This is a genomic window from Paenibacillus sp. MBLB1832 (genome assembly GCF_032271945.1).
GTDB classification, from domain to species: Bacteria; Bacillota; Bacilli; order Paenibacillales; family NBRC-103111; genus Paenibacillus_E; species Paenibacillus_E roseopurpureus.
Window position 1 is genome coordinate 5,335,801 of record NZ_CP130319.1, and the last position, 17,025, is coordinate 5,352,825.

At 48.3% G+C, this 17,025-nt stretch carries 18 protein-coding genes; 7 read left to right on the top strand and 11 right to left on the bottom strand.

The annotated features are described in order from the left end of the window. Window positions 1–21 precede the first annotated feature (21 nt). From MJB10_RS24075 to MJB10_RS24090, 4 genes are all read right to left on the bottom strand, one after another. The gene (locus tag MJB10_RS24075; RefSeq protein ID WP_314799500.1) at window positions 22–1,380 is read right to left on the bottom strand and encodes an ABC transporter substrate-binding protein; all 1,359 of its coding nucleotides are present in this window, start codon (window positions 1,378–1,380) and stop codon (window positions 22–24) included. A 147-nt stretch (window positions 1,381–1,527) separates the two neighbouring features. Next, on the bottom strand, window positions 1,528–2,355 hold the full coding sequence (locus MJB10_RS24080; RefSeq protein ID WP_314799503.1) for a carbohydrate ABC transporter permease: 828 nt from the start codon (window positions 2,353–2,355) through the stop codon (window positions 1,528–1,530). A 21-nt stretch (window positions 2,356–2,376) separates the two neighbouring features. Then, complete coding sequence (locus MJB10_RS24085) at window positions 2,377–3,321, bottom strand: carbohydrate ABC transporter permease (protein ID WP_314799506.1); 945 nt, start codon at window positions 3,319–3,321, stop codon at window positions 2,377–2,379. A 175-nt stretch (window positions 3,322–3,496) separates the two neighbouring features. After that, on the bottom strand, window positions 3,497–4,942 hold the full coding sequence (locus tag MJB10_RS24090; protein ID WP_314799508.1) for a DEAD/DEAH box helicase: 1,446 nt from the start codon (window positions 4,940–4,942) through the stop codon (window positions 3,497–3,499). A gap of 113 nt (window positions 4,943–5,055) precedes the next feature. On the opposite strand from MJB10_RS24090, the gene MJB10_RS24095 reads away from it, so the two are divergent. Genes MJB10_RS24095 through MJB10_RS24110 form a run of 4 tightly spaced genes read left to right on the top strand, consistent with a single transcriptional unit; the run spans window position 5,056 to window position 9,223 of the window. After that, the gene (locus MJB10_RS24095) at window positions 5,056–6,642 is read left to right on the top strand and encodes a spore germination protein (protein ID WP_314799510.1); all 1,587 of its coding nucleotides are present in this window, start codon (window positions 5,056–5,058) and stop codon (window positions 6,640–6,642) included. A 36-nt stretch (window positions 6,643–6,678) separates the two neighbouring features. Further along, a complete protein-coding gene (locus MJB10_RS24100) occupies window positions 6,679–7,869 on the top strand; it encodes a Ger(x)C family spore germination protein (protein WP_314799513.1) in 1,191 nt (396 codons plus the stop codon). Window positions 7,870–7,876: 7 nt separating this feature from the next. Continuing rightward, window positions 7,877–8,110 (top strand): hypothetical protein, encoded by a 234-nt coding sequence (locus MJB10_RS24105; protein WP_314799516.1) that lies wholly within the window; start codon window positions 7,877–7,879, stop codon window positions 8,108–8,110. 21 nt (window positions 8,111–8,131) lie between these two features. Continuing rightward, complete coding sequence (locus MJB10_RS24110; protein WP_314799519.1) at window positions 8,132–9,223, top strand: GerAB/ArcD/ProY family transporter; 1,092 nt, start codon at window positions 8,132–8,134, stop codon at window positions 9,221–9,223. Window positions 9,224–9,243: 20 nt separating this feature from the next. Here the strand turns inward: MJB10_RS24110 and MJB10_RS24115 are convergent, their stop codons facing one another. Both MJB10_RS24115 and MJB10_RS24120 read right to left on the bottom strand, forming a co-directional pair. Beyond that, on the bottom strand, window positions 9,244–9,729 hold the full coding sequence (locus MJB10_RS24115; RefSeq protein ID WP_314799522.1) for a GNAT family N-acetyltransferase: 486 nt from the start codon (window positions 9,727–9,729) through the stop codon (window positions 9,244–9,246). Between the two features lie 18 nt (window positions 9,730–9,747). Then, window positions 9,748–10,167, bottom strand: coding sequence for a GNAT family N-acetyltransferase (locus MJB10_RS24120; RefSeq protein WP_314799524.1), 420 nt, complete (start codon window positions 10,165–10,167; stop codon window positions 9,748–9,750). Between the two features lie 167 nt (window positions 10,168–10,334). On the opposite strand from MJB10_RS24120, the gene MJB10_RS24125 reads away from it, so the two are divergent. Together MJB10_RS24125 and MJB10_RS24130 are read left to right on the top strand one after the other, a co-directional pair. Then, window positions 10,335–11,210, top strand: a complete 876-nt coding sequence (locus tag MJB10_RS24125) for an AraC family transcriptional regulator (protein WP_314799527.1) — start codon at window positions 10,335–10,337, stop codon at window positions 11,208–11,210. A gap of 76 nt (window positions 11,211–11,286) precedes the next feature. Further along, window positions 11,287–11,871: an AAA family ATPase gene (locus tag MJB10_RS24130; protein WP_314799529.1), complete on the top strand. Its 585-nt coding sequence runs from the start codon at window positions 11,287–11,289 to the stop codon at window positions 11,869–11,871. A 141-nt stretch (window positions 11,872–12,012) separates the two neighbouring features. On the opposite strand, the gene MJB10_RS24135 is transcribed toward MJB10_RS24130, so the two are convergent. Beyond that, window positions 12,013–12,252, bottom strand: coding sequence for a hypothetical protein (locus tag MJB10_RS24135; RefSeq protein ID WP_314799532.1), 240 nt, complete (start codon window positions 12,250–12,252; stop codon window positions 12,013–12,015). Between the two features lie 33 nt (window positions 12,253–12,285). Beyond that, window positions 12,286–12,579 (bottom strand): hypothetical protein, encoded by a 294-nt coding sequence (locus MJB10_RS24140; protein ID WP_314799533.1) that lies wholly within the window; start codon window positions 12,577–12,579, stop codon window positions 12,286–12,288. A gap of 308 nt (window positions 12,580–12,887) precedes the next feature. Between MJB10_RS24140 and MJB10_RS24145 the strand changes: the two genes are divergently transcribed. Continuing rightward, a complete protein-coding gene (locus MJB10_RS24145; protein ID WP_314799536.1) occupies window positions 12,888–13,796 on the top strand; it encodes an ArsR/SmtB family transcription factor in 909 nt (302 codons plus the stop codon). A 74-nt stretch (window positions 13,797–13,870) separates the two neighbouring features. Here the strand turns inward: MJB10_RS24145 and MJB10_RS24150 are convergent, their stop codons facing one another. The 3 genes from MJB10_RS24150 to MJB10_RS24160 form a co-directional block, all read right to left on the bottom strand. Beyond that, the gene (locus tag MJB10_RS24150; RefSeq protein WP_314799539.1) at window positions 13,871–15,052 is read right to left on the bottom strand and encodes an MGDG synthase family glycosyltransferase; all 1,182 of its coding nucleotides are present in this window, start codon (window positions 15,050–15,052) and stop codon (window positions 13,871–13,873) included. Further along, window positions 15,052–15,723, bottom strand: a complete 672-nt coding sequence (locus MJB10_RS24155; RefSeq protein WP_314799543.1) for a phosphatase PAP2 family protein — start codon at window positions 15,721–15,723, stop codon at window positions 15,052–15,054. The genes MJB10_RS24150 and MJB10_RS24155 overlap by 1 nt, the downstream gene beginning before the upstream one ends. A 469-nt stretch (window positions 15,724–16,192) precedes the next feature. Continuing rightward, on the bottom strand, window positions 16,193–17,017 hold the full coding sequence (locus MJB10_RS24160; protein ID WP_314799545.1) for a hypothetical protein: 825 nt from the start codon (window positions 17,015–17,017) through the stop codon (window positions 16,193–16,195). Window positions 17,018–17,025 lie beyond the last annotated feature (8 nt).

The following is a 17,025-nucleotide window of genomic DNA, read 5'->3' on the forward strand; positions in this document are numbered from 1 at the left end:
CAAACGTTACTGAATTACTGCTTACTTGGCGTTGCTTTTACGAATGTCTTCGATTTTCGCTTTTGCTGTGGAAATGGTTTTCTCTAAATCTTGTTTGCCCGTCAAGAACAACTCAACTTGCGTTGTGTATTCTTTCTCTTGTTGCAGCGCGTACGTTGGTGGAACAACCAATTTCGTTGCTTTGTTCACTTTCAATGTGGACAGCAAGGACGCTTTGTCGATTTTCGCTACTGTTTCTGGTTTGCCGCTTTTTAGAATAGCCTCTACATTTGCATTAATATCGGCTTTCTTCCAACCGGAGAAGAACAGACCTTGCGTTTGGATACCTTCTGTTGTATACCATTTCACGAAATCATAAGCCGCTTGTTTGTTTTTGGAGTTCGCAGCAACACCCATGAAGTCTGCGCCTACTTCGGTCAAACCGTTCGGATCTTTCGCATCATATTTCGGATACGGAGCGAATACGGTGTTAAACTTCGCATTTTGTGCAAGCTCGCCAACCATCCAGTTACCTGTTGCTAGCATCGCTGTTTTTCCGCCGTAGAATACATCACGATACGCCATTTTTTGGGAAACAACTTCGAAGTAAGGCACCGATGTTTTGTCGATGTTTTCCATTTGATTACGAAGGTTCAAGGAGAAACGAACTTTCGGGTTATCGATGTTCTCCGTACCATCGGATTTCACCAGGTATGGATTCTCCATGTCATTGTTCAAACCAAGGATGGCGTAGTCTTTCCAAGTGTGAAAGTAGGAACCGTATTGTTTCGCAGCGCCTTCACCAGAAGTCAACTTCTTCGCATATTCCGCGTAATCATTCCAAGTCCACTCTGTTGGAACTGGAAGCTTGGCAGCGTCTAATTTATCTTTGTTCAACAGAACGAACCATTCAATCATTTTACCAGGAAGCGCATAGTATTTGCCATTTACAATTGGATCAATCTTATATTCATCTTTGACAACAATGTTATCTTTTTTCAAGTAAGCATCAAGCGGTTCCAGAATACCCGCACCTACACGTTGTGCGAAATCGGATGCGCTGGCGTACATCACAACGTCCATTTGCTCGCCCGAAGCGGCCAATAGATCAAGCTTTTTCATCCCTTCTTGGGAATCGCCTTTCTCGGACATGCTCTCATACACAACTTTTACGTTCGGGTGAGTTTTGTTGTAAGCTTCTACCGTCGCGTTCCAGTTACCTTGAGCCTCTGTGTACCATGCTTGTACTTTAATTGTAACAGGCGCTTTTGCTGCTGTTGTTGCAGCCGCTGTGCTGCCCGCTTTTGCTGTAGCCGCTGCGTTATCATCGCTTTTGCCACAACCTGCAAGTGCTGTACTAATGGCAAGAACACCGCTTAATACGAGTAAACTCTTTTTCATAGGAACCCCTCCAAGATAAATTGTGTGTGAATGACGGTTGACTGAAAACCTTTACATGACGAATCGTAACAAACTTACTTGGGGCACACGAGGCACTATTTTAACCTCATGCACTCTTATTTTGACTTTTTGCACAAGGCACTTTGCTCACCCTTTAACCCCACCCATAGAAATACCTTCGATGACTTGCTTCTGTCCGATGATGAAAATGATAAGAAGCGGCAAGATCGCCGAAACGGATGCAGCCATGATCAGCGAGTAGAATTCGCCGTTTAAATCGGCAAAGGAGTGAATCCCCAGCGGAAGTGTGTACAGCGTCTTCGTTCTTAGGAAAATCAATGGATTCTGGTAATCATTCCAGGTCCAGATAAAGCGCAGGATGGCATATGTGGCAATCGCTGGACGCACAAGCGGTGTACAGATCGTCCAGAAGATACGAGCGTGACCCGCTCCGTCGATGCGAGCAGATTCCATATATTCATCATGAATACCGAGATAGAACTGGCGCAGCATGAAGGTACCGAGTACACTGAAGGACCCGAGAAGAATAAGTCCAACGTGGGTATCGTACAAGCCCATCCAGCGAAGAAGTAGGAATTGAGGCACGAGAATCGCCTGGCTTGGAATCATGTAAATAATAAGCACGATTATGAAGATCACGGCGCTGCCTCGGAACTTGATTTTGGAGAAAGCGTACGCCGCCATCGATGAGAACAATACCGACAAGGCGGTTGTAATCACCGATACTTTAATCGAATTCCAGTAATAGAGCGGAAACTTCGTCGTCCATACGGTTTTATAATTTTCAACCATATGCCAATGCTTCGGTACCCACTGTATTGGGAAAAGAAAGACGTCGGCCTCAGGCTTCATGGAAGCGGAGATCATCCAAATGAATGGCGACATGAACAGGATGCCGAACAGGGCCATCACTATGGTTAGCAGTATTTTTTTCAAACTTTTGTTCTTGTTCATGGGTTTATCCCTCCATTCCTCTTAATAATTGACCCATTTCCGTTGGCCGAACCATTGGATTAAGGTGATCAGCAGCACGAGAATCAGCAAAACAATCGCCATCGCAGAGGCATAGCCGGATTGGAGGTTGATAAAGGCTGTTTCATATAAGCGGAACACGACAACGTTCGTGGAGTTCGCAGGTCCGCCATTTGTCAGCACAGAGATGACATCGAAAGCTTTGAACGTTCCGATAATCCCTGAGACGAGCAAGAAGAACGTCGTTGGTGATAATAAAGGAATGGTAATGCTGATAAATTGTTTCATTTTGGAGGCACCGTCAATATCCGCAGCTTCATACAGATCCTTCGGAATCGATTGCAAACCAGCCATGAAAATAATCATGTTGTAACCAATATTGATCCATACCATCAGCCCCATGACACAATATAGGGCATAATCAGGGTCTGCCAGCCATTTCGGCGGATTCGCAAAGCCCCAGTCCATCAATGTTTGATTGATCGGTCCATAAGTTGGGTGGAACAACACTTGGAATACGATCGCTACCGCAACGACGCTTGAAATGTACGGAATGAAGTAGACGATTTTGAAAAAGCCTTTGAAATACACCTGCTTATCAATCAGAACCGCTAAGACTAACGAAATAATGAGCGTTAACGGTACAACGATCATCAGAATCATGTTATTTTTCAATGAAAGTAAGAAGACGCTGTCGTGAACTAACTTCGTGAAGTTGTCCAATCCAAGGAATTTCACTTTCGAGAACCCGGCCACAAAGTTCCAGTTCGTAAAACTTAAGAAGAAGGAAGCGATAATTGGAAATAGCGTGAAGACGCCTAAGCCGAGCAACATGGGACTAGCGAAAGCATATCCAGCCAAATTCTCGCGAAATTGCTGGTTGGACCGTTTCGGTCTCACTTTCGTAGTAGGGATACTGCTAGCTTGTGATTGTATATGGTTAGCCATGAAATTCACCCCATGTCGTGTTTTCTTTAGTCTATCCTGGATGGACGGCGGGAATAAGGCACAGAATTTACGCATTCGAGTAAAATTTTGACCTGACGAGGTAAAAAGCAGCACACGGAGCGGATCAGCGCAAAAAACCAGAACGCCATTGCGGCATCCTGGTTCCTATCATCAGCTACTTTTTCGCCTCATGCACCTTCAGCAACTTGCCTTTGATCGTTGTGTTCTTCATCATTTTGAGCACCATCGGACCTTTTCCATTCAAAATGTCGACGTACGACACCGTATCTTGAATCGTGATGATGCCGATATCCTCGGCCGTCACGCCTTCTAATTTAGCCAAGGTGCCAACGAAGTCAACGGCTCGAATCTTTTTCTTTTTGCCACCGTTAAAATAGAGCTTCATAATGCCCTTGTTCAATTGGTCACTGCGATCGCGCTTGATGACTGGCGTCGCCATCATCTTTCGATCGAAATCCGCCTGCTTCTCGGCAACCTCATCGGGGGCAGGTGTATCCCTGCGAGGGATTTCGAAGCCCAGATAAGCTTCAATCTCCGCGATGAATTTATCCTCGTGCGGCGTGACGAAGGAGATCGCTTTGCCCGTTTTGCCTGCGCGGCCTGTTCGTCCGATGCGGTGAACGTAGCTCTCCTTCTCCATAGGAAGATCATAGTTGATGACATGCGTGATGTCCTCCACATCAATCCCGCGCGCCGCGACGTCGGTAGCCACGAGGAAACGGAACTCACCCCTCTTGAACGCATTCATGACCAGGAAGCGATCGTCCTGCACCATGCCGCCATGGATTTTATCGCATGGGAAGTCCAGCCCGTCCAATTGACGGAAGAGATGATCGACATGCTCCTGCGTTCGGCAGAAAATGATACAATTATCTGGATTCTCCACCACGAGGAGATCCTGAAGAACTGTCCATTTGTCGGCTTCACGCACCGTCATTAACGAATGCTCGATCTGGACCTTCGCCGCCTCTGGCGTCTCAATCTCGATATCAATCGGATCGCGCAAATATTGATGGCACAGCTGCTCGACATCCGTCGGCAATGTGGCCGAGAACAGCATCGTCGTGCGATCCGTCGGCAGCTCATCGATGATGGCGCCCACCTGCTCGATGAAGCCCATGCGCAGCATTTCGTCCGCCTCGTCAATGACCAGATAACGGAGCCGCTCCACATCCAGCGTCCCCTTCTGAATATGATCCAGCACACGCCCTGGCGTGCCTACAACCACATGGCATTTTTGGTGCAGCTCCAGCTTCTGTCTGGCGAATGGCTGCTTCCCGTACAACGCCACCGCCTTAATGCGTTTGAACCGCCCAATATTGATCATATCCTGTTTTACTTGATCCGCTAACTCCCGCGTCGGTGTCAGAATCAGCGCCTGCGGCCTATTCTCGCCCCACTCCACGAGTTCACAAATCGGAATGCCGAACGCTGCTGTTTTCCCGCTTCCCGTCCGCGACTTCACGGTGAGATCCCGCTCCTGCAGCGCGATCGGAATAACCCCATGCTGCACATCGGTCGGCTGCGTATAGCCGAGTGTCGTCAGCGCGCGGGTAATGTCCTCGCTTAATCCATAATCATGAAAACTTCTTGTTGTCACTAGATGACTCCCCTTCTCATTGCTGTGCTTCTATTCTACTACATCCTCCTGCCATGAGTGAAATCTCCAACATTCGGAAATAATGAGGAAAACCATCATGAGGAAGGCACACAATGAATTCCATTTTTTCTTTTATGCAAAAACTGCTGAAACAAAAACATCAGAACGAATCCGCGTCGGATCCATCCGCACCTGCGATTCGCTGCTTGCCCCCTCAACTCGAAGACGTGTTGCTGACGATTCGGGGCGACCTAGGACATAGTACGGATCTCGTGATCCGGTACTGCATGGTTCCGTCTAACCCTTTGCCTTGCAAAGCAGCAATCATTTATATGAATGGCCTTGCCAACGTCAGAGACATCCTGGATTCGCTGTTCCCTGATTATAAATCGGGAGAAGCCTTACTGCCATTCGTCGCAGACATCGCTCCGCTGCCGCTGCTCAAAGAATACTTATTGAAGAATGGTGAAATCAGCTCTACGTCCGATTTCGAAACGCTCTATCACATGATTCTTTCAGGGGATACCGTCATTGTCGTGGATGGTCATCAAGAAGCTATCTGTGCAAGCACACGAGATTGGAAAGATCGCGGTGTAACCGAACCCTCCTCCCAAACGGTAGTCAGAGGTCCTCGGGAGGGCTTTTCCGAAACGTTGCGCACGAATACCGCTTTAATTCGAAGGAAAATTAAAGATCCGCATTTATGGATGGAAACAACACCAATCGGACGTATCACCCAAACCGATGTAGCCATCATGTACATAAAAGGACTTGTGAACGATAACATCTTAGAGGAAGTGCGCACTCGCTTAGGGCGGATTGACATTGACGGGATTTTGGAAAGCGGCTATATCGAAGAGCTGATCCAGGATGAGACCTACACGCCCTTCCCGACTTTATTTAACACAGAACGCCCAGATGTCGTAGCGGCTGCCTTACTTGAAGGGCGCGTCGCGATTATCGTGGATGGAACACCCTTCGTCTTGCTTGTACCTGCGGTATTTACACATTTTTTTCAAAGTGCAGAGGATTATTACCAAAGGGCTGACATTAGTACCCTGCTCCGTTTGCTGCGTTATACCGCTTTAATCATAGCCTTACTGGCACCTGCCACCTATATCGCAGTAACGACGTTCCATCAAGAAATGATTCCAACGACACTGCTGATTAACATCGCCGCGCATCGAGAGGGCATTCCTTTCCCCGCCTTTGTCGAGGCCCTTATGATGGAAGCCACTTTCGAAATTTTGCGTGAAGCAGGTGTCCGCATGCCGCGAACCATTGGACAAGCCGTTTCCATTGTGGGTGCGCTTGTCATTGGACAAGCAGCCGTTGAAGCAGGTCTGGTAGGACCTTCCATGGTCATCGTGGTTGCCATTACCGCGATTGCGAGCTTCATTATCCCCTCCTTTAACATGGGGATTTCCATCCGAATCGTTCGTTTCGCATTCATGTTTCTAGCCGCTTGCTTGGGCTTGTACGGGATCCTTATCGGCGTCATTGCCCTGGTCCTGCATTTATGCGGCTTGCGATCATTCGGTGTTCCTTATTTAGCCCCATTTGCTCCCTACATGAAGGAGGAACAGAAAGATAGTTTACTCCGCCTACCACATTGGGCTTTAATAAAACGTCCTGCTTTCATAAGCTCGAACAATAGAACCAAGCAGTCGAACCATCCGCCGCACGAACCAGAATCGTAACACACGCGCCAGCTTACACACGGAAGGTGATAGGTCATGTTGATCAAACAAGTGGTTATTCTCCTCCTACTCCCCCTAATCCTAACAGGCTGTTGGAATCGCAAAGAACTCGATCAAATTTCCATTACGACAGCTGTTGGTATTGATAAAATAGACGATAGCTACAATGTTTCCGTCCAGTTGCTTAACTCGGATGAGATTGCTTCTTCGAAAGGAATGGGGCAACGGCTGCCGATTGTCACGCTGCAAGTAGGTACGGGTACGACGATTTTCGAATCCATTCGCATGCTTACGAAGAGTTCCCCGCGTAAAATAAACTCGTCCCATTTGCGCATTCTCGTGATCGGCGAGAAAATGGCACGAGAAGGGATCTCGAAAGTCCTGGATATCTTGTCGAGAGATCATGAACTGCGATCCGATTTCAACATTCTTATTGCGAAGGATGCGACTGCGAATGACATCTTACAAGTATTAACACCGCTAGAGAAAATTCCAGCTAATAAGATGTACTCTTCCCTGATTTCATCAGCGAAAAATTGGGGGGTTACAACAGATGTCGATCTGCATCAACTCATTTACGATCTCGTTGATCAAGGGAAGGAGCCTGTTCTTTCAAGTATTCATATCAAAGGAAATCAATCTTTGGCAAAATCACGAGATAATTTGAGCTCCGTCCTACCACCGGCATCATTGGAATATGTTGCATTGGGTGTTATTCACGGAGACCGATTAGTTGGCTGGTTCAATACCAGAGAAAGCAAAGGTTACAACTATGCTTTAGGGAATTTACGCAGTACCGTCGTTGTTCTCCCTTGTCATTCAGGCGGCCGGCTGTCCATTGAACTAATGAATACCCATGCGAAAATAAAAGCGAAGGTTGTGGATGGACAGCCCGAGGCTACGATTAATGTTGAGGCCGAAGGAAATGTTGGAGAGGTTGCCTGTAAGTTGGATTTAACGTCGACAACTACGATCAAGGACATGGAAGATCAGTTGGGGGAGGAAATTAAACAAATGATCCTTCAGTCTGTAGCCAAAGCGAAATCTTTCAAATCAGATGTCTTCGGGTTCGGGTCCGCTCTCCATCGTGCCAATTATAAGCAATGGAATCGAATGAAGGAGGAATGGGATCAAGCTTTCGTTGATCTGCCTGTCCACGTCAATGTGCAGGCCAAAATTCTCCGCACAGGTTCCGTAGTTGAATCCTTCGTTGAACGAATGGAGTGAGCGAAGCATGATTTGGAGTCTTATTATTTTGCTTATGATCCTGTTGGCGATGAAAGTGGAAATTCCGAAGTTAAGAAAGAAGAAATTGAACAAAGAACTATGGATCTTCGTTGGCGCATTGGCATTCGCGGCCTTGTACAGCATGGCTGTAAGCCTTCATCTCGCGCTGCCCAATCCATTAGACGGGGTCTCGTACCTATTTAGACCGATGGGAAAAATGATTACCACCTTACTCACGTAGCCGCGAATAAAGGAGTTTATGATGGTCGAAAATGAGAAAATCAGCCTGCGCCAATTCAAAATTTTAGTCTTTCTGTTCAGCCTAGGAAGCACGATTCTGATCGTACCTTCCGTGCTTACGGGCTATGCCCATCAAGACAGCTGGATGTCTGCCGTGCTTGGTGTCCTGGTTGGCGGAGGCATCCTATACACCTACTATGTCCTTGGTAATCGCTACCCCAATCGAACCTTAATGGAGTATAGCGAACTTATTCTTGGAAAATGGATGGGGAAAGGCATCGGTTTCCTCTTCTACCTCTACTTCTTTCTCACTGCCACACTTGTCCTTCGCAATGTCGGAGATTTCATTACAACCATCATCATGCCAGAGACTCCGATTCAAGTCATTCACTTCGCTTTCTTACTGATCATCATGCTAGGGACAGGCATGGGCTTGGAAGTCATCGCCCGCGCAGCAGAGGTTTTCCTGCCTTGGGTACTATTGTTTGTATCCGTCCTCCTCATCTTTCTCGTGCCGCAAATGAAGTACGAGCGCCTGCTGCCGATCTTTGAGAGCAGCACTAAAGCTATCCTGCATGGAAGCTTGTCTGTCCTATCCATTCCCTATCTGGAATTGGTTGTCTTCCTCATGATCTACCCTGCCATCTATTCCAAATTAAAGGCTGGCAAAGGCTTCGTGCTAGGAGGCTCCTTCGGAGGATTGATTGTCATTACCATCACCATCCTATGTGTCGCTGTATTAGGCTGGGATTTCACGGAACGTCATACCTTTCCCAGTTACACCTTAGCCAAAAAAATTCACCTCGGCGGATTCATTCAACGGATTGAAGTGTTGGTCGCCGTCATTTGGTTTGTCACCATCTATTTCAAGCTAATCATCTGCTTCTATAGCTCGGTTGTCGGACTGGCACAACTCCTTCGATTGCGAACGTATCGTCCGTTCATTGTACCTAGTGCACTTGTCATGTTCGCATTGGCTTACGTCGTCTATCCCAACATCATTTATTTCCGAGATTTTGCTGCGAATACCTGGACGCCGCTAGCGCTCACGATGGGATTTTTCCTCCCTATGTCCCTGTTGATCGTCTCCTTCTTTCGGCGACCATCTCGCTAAGTATATGGAACCGTCCACGTTTACTCGGCCATCGCGTCCGACAATATTTTTCGCATCACATACCAACTATCGGTTCCCTCTGGATAAAACTTCTGCTCGACAACCTCATATTTGAACTTTTGATACATGGCTATGTTCTCGGGAATCGATAGCCGTACTTCGACTCTCGACTCAGCGATTCCCTGCTGTTGCGCAATGCTTTCAACCCTTCTTAGTAGTGCCTTGCAGATGCCTCGTCCCCGATATTCGGGGAGTACCGACACCCTGCCTATGTACATGTAATCATCCACAAGCTTATACCTGGCCGATCCAACAGCGTTGCCCTCTTCCCATGCAAGAACAGCTCCCCCGCCAACTTCAAACGTGCGCATGGTGTGTTCGACTGTTTCATGCAATGCACCAGATGGCGGGGTTAACTTGCCACTGTATTCTTGAAAAGATGCCAGCATGATCTGATAAATAAGATCTGATTCATGGACCGTAGCCTCTTTGATGATGAGGGTCATCGGTGTCCAGCTCCTTTCTTATCGTAAATAATCAGGACGCCTCCGCATAAATCTCTCTGTATCCGGCTCAAAATCATACTGTGTATACAGCTCATGCGCATCCTTCGTACCCAATATCCCCATTAGATCCTTGAACTCTAGCGAGGTTGTAATCGTTTCGATCAGTTTTTTGCCGATTCCCATGCCTCTGTATGCCTCATCAATAAATACATCGCATAGGTAGTACATCGTCGCATGATCCGTTACAATCCTAGCATAGCCAACTTGCTGTAGCCCGTCGTACACCCCATAGCAGATCGAGTTGTCAATGGAGCGCAGCGTTCTTTCCTCGGGCCGCTTATTCGCCCAATAACTTCGTGCTAAGAAGCCTTTGATCGTTTCCAAATCTAGTCGCTCTTTCTGATCGCTGATGATAAACTGCTGCCAAGCTATCTCCATATTGTTTCGCACTCCTTCCTTTAAGCTAATATTTGTTCTTCTACATTCCATAGCGTTATAGTGATCCCCTCTTCTTTTTATTGAAAAAGTCCTGCAAAAGTGTGCACGAAAAGTCGGATGGCCTCCCGCCATTCTTGCTATGCTAAACCTATAGGAGGTCAGATACTATGGATTTGCTCAAAAGTATGAACAGCGCCCTCTCGTATATCGAAAACCATCTAACCGACACGATTGACTTTAAAGAAGTCGCGCGATTGGCTTTATGTTCGGAGTTTCATTTTAAAAGAATGTTCTCCTTCCTCGCTGGCATTCCGCTATCGGAATATATTCGCCGCAGACGTTTAACGCTTTCCGCTTTTGAGCTGAGGGATGATCATGTCAAAGTCATCGATATCGCGTTCAAATATGGATATAACTCACCCGATTCGTTTACAAGAGCGTTTCACCAAATGCACGGCATCACACCGTCGGAAGCGAGAAACAACGGGAAATCGCTGAAAGCCTATCCGCGTATGACCTTTCAAATTACCATTCAAGGAGGCAATGAAATGAACTATCGCATAGAGGAAAAAGAAGGGTTCCACCTTGTCGGTATCTCCAAAAGGGTACCGATCGTCTTTAACGGCGTAAACCCTGATATTGCTGCCATGTGGCAAAGCTTAACGATGGAAACTATTACTGCCCTTAAACAACTTTCCAATGTCGAACCGCTTGGCCTTTTGAGCGCATCCACCAACTTCTCCGAAGGCCGCATGGAGGAAAAAGGCGAACTCGACCACTATATCGGCGTCGCCACCACGCATCCGTGTCCGGACAACCTGACACAGCTCGCTGTGTCCGCGTCTACATGGGCCGTGTTTGAGTCCATCGGCCCCTTCCCAGAGACCTTGCAAAACATCTGGGGTCGTATCTACTCCGAATGGTTCTCCTCTTCCAGCTACGAACAAACAGAAGGCCCCGAAATGCTCTGGAACGCGGACAAGGAAACTACCTCGCCTACGTTTCGGAGTGAGATTTGGATTCCTGTGAGGAAGAGGGCGTAAGCGGAATCGTTAAGTGGCTTTTGTGGTACAATCGATTGGAATAGTCCCTTTGGGACTTGATGATCGGAGGCTCACGATGCGAAAATTATTGTTTTTCATTGGCCCTGCGGGTGCAGGCAAAACAACGCTGGCTAAAACCTGGGTCCGCCAGCACGGCGGAGCCTTCTTGGACATGGATACGCTGCTGCGCCCTGCCGCAGAAGCGATTATGACATTAGCGGGGCAAGATCCGAGCGATCGAGATTCCCCTTTTTATAAGGCACATTGCCGTGATTTGGGCTATCGTATCACGATGGATGCTGCCTTAGAGCAGCTCGCTGTGAATCAGGATGCTATCGTGATCGGACCTTTTACCAAGGAGCAGGGGGATCCGCTGTGGCTGGAGGCTGAGCTGGCTCGGATTGGTGCAACTGTAGATGACGTATGTGTGCGGGTGATTTATGTGTATTTGCCCAGTGAGGCTGCGTATCAGGAGCGGATTCGCTTGAGGGGATCGGCTTTGGATGTGTGGAAGCTGGACAATTGGGATCAGTTCCGCCCTTCCCTGCAGCGCAGAGAGGTAACCTGGCGGATGCCTGCTTGCGCTCTGCTGTACTGGGATAATTCGGAGCCCTTGACGGATGAGCGGTGGGCGGAGTTGGAACGAATGATTGGGCTGTGATACACGCACATCTTATTTGAACTTGCTCATGAGGCTTTTATGGAAGATCATCTCGCTCGTCGAGCGGGAGAACGCAAAGGACGTTTGCTGTGGGAGCATAACTTTGCGGAGAAGTTGTTTCTACAACAGGTATGGTGGCCTTTATTCGGGAGTTTGGACAACCTGCATCCCGAGTATGAGATCTACGACTGGAATCGCAAATCTCAGTTTCTTGACTTCGCCTACCTGACGCCATACGGACGATTTGGAATCGAGTGTGACGGATTCCAAAGTCACATCAAAGAGATGGATCGAGAGAAGTTCATCTACGCTCTGAACCGTGATACCTTTCTCACGGGGATGGGGTGGCGGATGCTCCACTTCTCCTTCGACGATATTCAAAGCCGTCCCGAAGTGTGCCGCATGCTGCTGCAGCTAGCGATCGGTCCTCATCTCATGCGTCAACCTTCCAATTCCAACTTGTCGCTGGAAGAAAAAGAAGTCCTCCGCCTCGCGATCAACCTCGGCAGACCGATCCGTCCTGTAGACATCATTCGCGGCTGCGAAGTTAACTTTCGCACCGCACGGAAATGGCTTCTTAGCTTGGTTGCGAATGGCGCCCTGCACAAAAAAGCAACCAACGGCGCCTACGCTCGCCACTTCGAACTGAGTGAGGCTCTTGGCAGCGGTTGTTGTGAGGGGTTGGTGAGCCGAGCGGCGGGAAGGCAAGGACTTCCACCTTTGGCAGCAGCATGTTGCACTCCATGCAACATTTTGCCACAAAGAGGCGGAGATTACTCCCACTCCACCATCTTCCACATTCCAAATCAGCTACTTCTAAAATGTTTCCAACTAGCTTTATCTACTTTTCCCCACTCCGAATACTACAATTGCACCATTACTCAGCCGTCACTCTACATATTTGTATCAATTAGCTCACTAGGTACTGGGGGGCCCCACCTCAACAAAAAAGTTGTTTAAATAACCTACAGGTTATACAATATAGGGAAATAACGAAAAAAAATCGAGGTTCCCCTATGCAGATTGAGGTTTCCACCAAGAACATGCCCTTCCTAGAATGCTTCTCCTCGGAGACGCGGGTGAAGATGATTGAACTGCTCGGCGAAGCGCCGTTAAATATTAAGCAGCTGTCTCAGCAGCTGGAGATTTCGTCAGCGATTGTGACGAAGCATATCCAGAAGCTGGAGCAAGCTGGGATTGTACGCTCGGAGAGCGTCACAGGCGTACGCGGTACGCAGAAGATCTGCTACTTGCAGCTCGACCAAGCTACGCTGCAATTTCGATCCAAAAAGCCGTACGAGCATCCGACAACGACCATTGCCATTCCGATTGGCCAGTACTCCGCGTACGAAGTGAACCCCACCTGTGGATTGGCGTCGCCGACACAGCTGATTGGGGTGCTGGATGATCCGCGGTATTTTGCCGATCCGCAGCACGTACAAGCAGGCATTCTTTGGTTCGGCAGCGGCTACGTTGAGTACCGGATACCGAACTTCTTGCACAGCAACCAAAAGCTCCGCACCTTGGAAATTTCGTTCGAAATTTGCTCCGAAGCTCCGGGGTTCAACGAGAATTGGCCTTCGGATATTTCATTCTCCATCAACGGCAAACCGATCGGACAATGGACATGTCCCGGTGACTTTGGCAAGCAGCGCGGCGTATTATCCCCGGATTGGTGGGGGAATGGGAACACGCAGCATGGCCTGCTGAAAATCATCACCGTCAGTCCGCAGGGCTCTTTCCTGGATGGAACACAAATCTCAGCAACCACGATCCATGATCTGCAAATTGCCTTCTCGCAAGATATTCACTTCCGCATTGCTTCCTTAGAAACCGCAGCGAATTGCGGCGGCGTAACCCTGTTCGGCAAGTCTTTCGGCAACTATGCACAGGATATCGTTGTGACAATGCACGAGGATAAATAACTACGCGGCTCGCTTCTAACCAAAAAAGGGCAATCCCTCAACCACTCTGGCTGAGGAATTGCCCTTTTTCCTTACTACACATTTGCATATGAAAATTGCAAACCATCCTGGACCGGCAAATAATGATGCTCCGTTGCGAGAATGGCATCCAACATGCGTAGTACGTCAGGTTGCCGATGCCGTTCTTGCGCATTCCGTTTCAATTGTTGGAGGACGGATTTATTGGCGATGACCTCAAGCAATCGGCTCGTAAGCTCCGCGGCGTTCTTCACTTCAACCGCTGCGCCAATCCCTACTAAGTAAGCGGCATTTGCCTGCTCTTGGCCAGGAATCGGCTTGTAAAGCATCATCGGCAGCTCAAGCGCAAGTGCCTCCGAAACTGTCAGCCCGCCAGGCTTCGTGACGATGAGATCGGAGAGCGCCATCAGTTCGTGAACGTGATCGACGAAGCCCGTCACCACAACGCGATGACGCGTGTTCGATCCGCCCAGCTCCTCCTGCAACTGCTGCTTGAGCTTCTCGTTGCGTCCACACACGAAAACAAATTGCACCGGCGACGTCAATTCATCCGATTGGAGCGCGGACTTGAACGATTTGCCGATCAAGCCATGGCCGCCGCCCATGACGAGCACGGTTGGCATATCCCGCATTAGTCCATGCTGATCTCGCAGCACGTCCCGATCATAGCTCTGCGTGAACGCTTCGCGGATCGGAATGCCCGTGACGATGATTCGCTGCTCCGGAATCGCATACAGCAGGAGAGCCTGTTTCACATGCTCTGCCCCCACCAAATACCGATCGGTCCCCGGATGAATCCAGTAGCTATGATCGGTGTAATCCGTTATAACCGTCACCGTCGGAACGGTGGTCAAGCCGTTGCATTTGAGATAAGACATCGCCGCGGCTGCTCCTGGGAACGTGCACACGACTTCCGTGGGCGCTTCTTCAGCTAGCAAGTCGAGCATCCGATCGGTGCTGAAGGATTTCATTCTTTTGAACATATGGGAAAGGGTCGTCTCATGTCTCGTCTTACGATAGAGGTAGCCATATAAGGAGGGTAAGCTCTTCACCCACTGCATATAACAAAATTTCCCCACCTCATGCAGATACGGATGCGTCCACGCCAAATAATCGACCACTTTCACATCCATTTCTGGCTTATACGTACGTGCGGCTTCCAAAATGGCTTGTGCGGCTTTATTGTGTCCATCTCCCAGACTGCCCGTTAGTATTAGGAGCTTACCTCTTCTTCTCATTACTTCATTCCCCTTTCGAGCTTATCTGACGGCACACCCTCAGCCTTCCATCCAGTCAACCACGCTCTTCTACTTCTCTCTATGAGATAGACGACACTTTCTGCCACTAGCACTGCACCTACCAGATCCAGAATCACATGTTGCTTCACGAATAACGTCGACACAATAATCAACATCGCGATCGCTGCCGTCACAAACTGGTATCCCCTAGCAATCCTCTTCGATCGAAGATAGGCTCTCATCATCAAATAGGCGGTCAGCACATGTGTACTTGGAAAACAATTAAACGGTTCATCCGAGTTATACACCCACTGCATAGTCTGAGTGAGCCAATCACTGCCTACTAAAGCCGGTCGCGGAACCGTTGTCTGATATATAGCATAGACGCCATAACACAAGAGTAAACCTAGGATAAATTCAATCAGTGTTCTCACGTAATTCGCCCTGTCGCGATACACGAGATACAAGAAGCCCCCTGCTAGAAATGCATACCAGAATAAATACGGCACCACGAAGCCTTGAATAAAAGGGATCTGCCGATCCAAATTCGTCATCAAGCTGTACGCTTTCCCTGTATCTTGATTGAGATGTATATAAATGAGCCCTACCAAGGGGATCAAAAGTAAGCCGCTGCATGCTAATAAATACGACATCCACGCTTTCTGCCTCATGCCACATCCTCGCTCTCCCTTACGTTACCTTAATCATAAGCGAGATTCATCTGCGGCTAAATGCACCAAGGTAGTGATTTTCGTTAGCCAAAGGTCGTGATAAATCCTAGACTTAAGTCGGAGTTGTCCAACTGCAAGTGGGCATATACAGGCTTATTTTCGCTATTGATGATCGATCTGATCTTCCATAAAAATCTGTGGATAAATCAATATGTGGATATGTGTATAAAGGATTTATATTCTTATGCACAGCGCGATCTGTGGACATGTTGATAGTGTGGGTAAGTCTGGGGATAAGTGGAATAAGCATGGTGTGAACCGCGAAAATGAGGGGGCAAAAAGAGGGAGAAGGTGGGAGGCAGATAGCTATGAAAACTAAATGGATTTTATGTCTTTAATTGAGGATGATTCCTTTATGAATAAAAGTAATAGATGGATTTCATGCAGATACAAGAAATCCATCTATTTTTCACGGCGATAAAAATTGATATTTCGACTCCGTTGCCACAAAATCGCCTAGCTTCAAAAGCTCCCTTTTCCCCATGTTCCCTTTCACCGTATGAGTCGTCGGCTTGTCTGCATTGGGATCATCCACGATGCGTTTGACATAATCGCCTGTCAGCAGGTTATAGTCTTCTTCGTTCCCCGTTTCCTCGGTCATCGTTCCTGTGAAGAAGGAGCCCAACGTGGCGCCGATCAGATACCAATCATCATTTTGAAAACGAAACCGATAATTGGCATACCATCTTTCATTGCTCCCGCCATAGAAACTCACCACGACCGAGCCTCGATCTATCCCAATTTCCGTTAACGGGTCGCCCCAGATCCCACCTTCATCCGCTCTCAAAATCGCTTGTTTCGCTATAATAGATGGTGTATACGTACCCTCCCCATTCCCAAAAGCAATCAACAAAGCCCGCTGCGGCGCTTCGCCTTGCTTGGATCCCTTTTGTTCAATAACCATAGCGACATCTGGTATTCCATCTTTGTTCAAATCCCCTTCTGCCTTCTCTGGACGATCGTTCCGAACTAGAGGCTGCCACCCCGCAGGAACAAGGTCACCCAACTCCTTAGCGCCGCTAAGTATCGGCTTAGGGCTTACAGCAGGAGACGGTGCCACGCTCCCTTTGCTGGTCTTCACTGCCACGGGTGTCACCGTCGCCTTTTCCACCTTATTCTCCTCCACAACAAGTGTAGGCTCTGCCGGCCGACACCCTGACAATCCGATCATCAGGCTCACAGCCACCGTTACATATAGCACCTTCACAGCACTTGCTCCTCTCAATGTGTTCATTTAATATT